Annotated in this window: 1 protein-coding gene; it reads right to left on the bottom strand. The window is 51.6% G+C overall.

The annotated features are described in order from the left end of the window. Window positions 1-735: 735 nt before the first annotated feature. Window positions 736-1,470 carry a DNA methyltransferase gene (locus tag QP752_RS11140; protein WP_336621668.1) on the bottom strand — a complete coding sequence of 245 codons (735 nt, stop codon included), beginning with the start codon at window positions 1,468-1,470 and terminating at the stop codon, window positions 736-738. Window positions 1,471-3,148 lie beyond the last annotated feature (1,678 nt).

The following is a 3,148-nucleotide window of genomic DNA, read 5'->3' as shown; positions in this document are numbered from 1 at the left end:
GACGAAGACGGTTATTTGGGTGATGACACGTACCTGTGGAGGGTCCCATGCCCGTGGGAGAGTGACTTCTTACTGTCGCCCTTCACAGAACGAAGTAACGTGAACATCAATTACGGCCGTCCTTATTCAGTCTGAGTTTCATTCTGAAAGCTCGTCGGGTGGGGACGACACTGATCAGTGGAACAGCTCACGGCGCTCGGACCCACCATACGCCGTGGAGGGTTATTCGGATTGAAAATAACGTGAGCAGTAGTGTGGTTTGGCGAAAAGGTATTGCGAAAGTGGTGAGCGCTCGGTAGCCTCGGAGGTGACAGCGTGGTTCATTGCCGGACTGTCGCTGCTCTATAAAAAGAGCCCCAACTAGTTGCAGATAGTTGAGGCTCTCGGGCCTAACGACCCATGTGAAGTATCACCGAAATGAACTTCACGGTTACGGTCGCAAGTGTTACGACCTTGACTGCCACATCAAGCCAGCTATGCTTCGTGGCGTCAAGGTCTTTTCCGTTGCGACCGGGTGTATCCAATGAGTGCTTACCCATCTTCTACCTCCCTAACGTCGTAGGGTTGTTCCTCGCCAAACAAGGCACACGGGGCAGCCCACGTCACGCGCGGGCCTACCGCGCACCGACAGAGGGAGTCACGCTCACATCACCGTGTAGGGCCATCAGCGTGAACCGGAATTAACGGTAGCAGTAGTGGGTGGGTGAGCGGAGGACTCTGAAATCATTCCCACGATCACGAGGGGGTATCAGCAAGTTTCCGGGTGGGTGCACTGGTGCTGGCTGCTCGATACTGTTGAACTCGCTTAACTCGTTCTCTTGCCAGAGGCATTTTCTTGAAGTCCTCGGCACTCGCATCACCCAGCCAAAGTCCCCAACGCTTCTTGCCCTGCAAGAATTCGCGAGAACCGACCCAAGGGTGGAGGAAGTTTGAAGCGAACGGTTCTTTGGCAAGATACTCGTCTTTTTCTTCTTCGGTGAAGAGATAATTTCCATCATCAATTGGTTTGTTGCCGATGCCGATGACAGGTACGTCGCAAAGGGGCCTATTGCGATTCCAGACGAAAATATCCGGCGCGTTGGCCAGGTATGTGTTGAGGCGGCTCGGGTGGAGATCCATCGGGTTTGAGTCTGGCGTCTCGTAGCGGAATAAGCGCGGGGTGACCTTTTGCTTTGAAAAGCTCACGATGACGCAGAAGACATGAGCTTGGTCACTTGCTTCGTTCGCCCAACGGAAGGTGTCGTGCGCGAAGTCAATGTGGAAGCCCAATTGGGTGATTGGGTACCAAATGTTTGCTACCTGTTCGCCTTGGACAACCGAGTTGGTCGATACGAATGCCGTGCGTACGGTGTGGTCGCCCATGTACTCTGCGGCCTTGATGAACCAACCCGCTACGTAGTCGATGTTGTCGACATTCTTCGTTCCCTTTGGAAAGACTGAAGTGCCCCAGGTTTTGTTCCGTCTGAGCAGATGGGAAAATCTGGGGGCACTTCAATTGACTTCCTTCACCCCGTTCACTAGGTGTGAGGAAGTTGAAGGTTGGTGACCGAAGCAATCTTAGATCGCCGAAATTCGGCCTGCGCGATAGCTCGGTAGAAGTTATCATTATTAGCACCACTGCCAATATCTACGGAGGATCTGGAGCACCACATCGTGAAAGAAAAGCTCACAACAGCCCTAGAACCAATCGTCGGTACGTCCTACTCGCTGATGATCGCAGACGTTATTGCTTGGCTGGCCCTATAAAAACATGGACAATATCGAGCATCGCATTTCCCAATTAGAACTTAACCAACGACGGCTAGCAATTCTACTCAACTCAGCCCCCGAAGAGCATAAAGCGTGGGATAAAGCGTGCCTATGCCATGACCTCACCTTCGAACAAGAATACAGGGCTCGACAAGAAATCCTAGATTTCCTCAACTCAGAAGCGACTGATAGTAACGAACTACTATCAAAAGTAAGCCACATCGTAGGACATCCCGCAGTAGCTCGCGACCTCGTAAGCGCATTTAAACAACGTGGCACGGCAGCTCAACGATGGAAAGAAATAGACTCGGAAAACCTACTCTGACCATTCAGCTCACTGACTGAATGTTTCGCGGAAAGAGCATCAAGTGTTGAACTAGTACTCAACGTTTGATGCTTTTGTCTTTCTGTTTTCCCATATGAGGGCGCTCCACTGGTGAGTGCATCGCTGGAGGGCCTGAAACGTGGTATTACGAACCTGATCAGCCCTATATCAGTAAGGAAGGAACTAGGCGAATGGCAGCGGGCGCTGCGGCAGTAGCTGCTATTTCACCATTTTGGTTTGCTGTTCCGCTGCCACTTGGCCAGAATCTTGCGATTTGGTGGGGCGGTCACAGTGTAGTTATTTCAGGTTGGGCTACCGCTGCTCACGCGCAGAACAATTGTCTCTCTAAAGGTTGGAGCAACTGGTAATGTTGGCCCCCTTCCATTGGAGAGAGTCCTGAACATTATTCAAGAGGTTGTTTCGTAATGGCTAAGGTTACGCGGGAAAATAAGGTAAAAGCTTGCTTCACCTTGATCTTTACGGGTTTGGCCTTATACTACTGCTTCTATACCTTTCTTAGTCGAGACGGTGTCTTGCCTACTAGTGTTGGCCTTGTCGGATTCGCGGTGACAGGTGTTGCAGTATGGCGATCGGTTCACCTTTTTCCCCAGCGCCCAGTTCGAGAGTTCTTGCAGGAAAGCTTTCTGTACTTCTTTCCTGTCTTCGCGGTGCCTATCGTCGGTGCGCTGCACGTGGAGTTTCCCTACTCCGGGCTGATGGCTCTTATTTGGCCTGTAGGTCTAGCTGTCTGCTTTGTTTATAACAACAGCTATCTCTCATGGGCTTCTAGGGGGTGACTTCTCCAAGAAGATTATCCGCTGTAGCGCAGGAGCATCTTCGCTAAGCACGGGGGCTGGGCGCGGGCTACTTGTGCGCGACCAGGTAAAGGTCTCACACCGTAAGCAATATGGTTCTTTTGCCCTTGGAATCGAAATAGATAGTGCAAGACTGCTGATGTCGATTCGGGGTAGTTGGTACCGCGATTCCGTGTACTTGGTGTAAAGTGTCAGCACCTCGTGCACGTTGAGTGTCATCAGGTTGTGCACACTGGGTGTCAGGAGGTTGTGCACACTG

Origin of the sequence: Corynebacterium sp. UMB10321, assembly GCF_030228725.1 — a bacterium.
In the GTDB taxonomy this organism is placed as follows: domain Bacteria; phylum Actinomycetota; class Actinomycetes; order Mycobacteriales; family Mycobacteriaceae; genus Corynebacterium; species Corynebacterium pseudogenitalium.
This window is presented reverse-complemented; position numbering and strand designations above follow the sequence as displayed.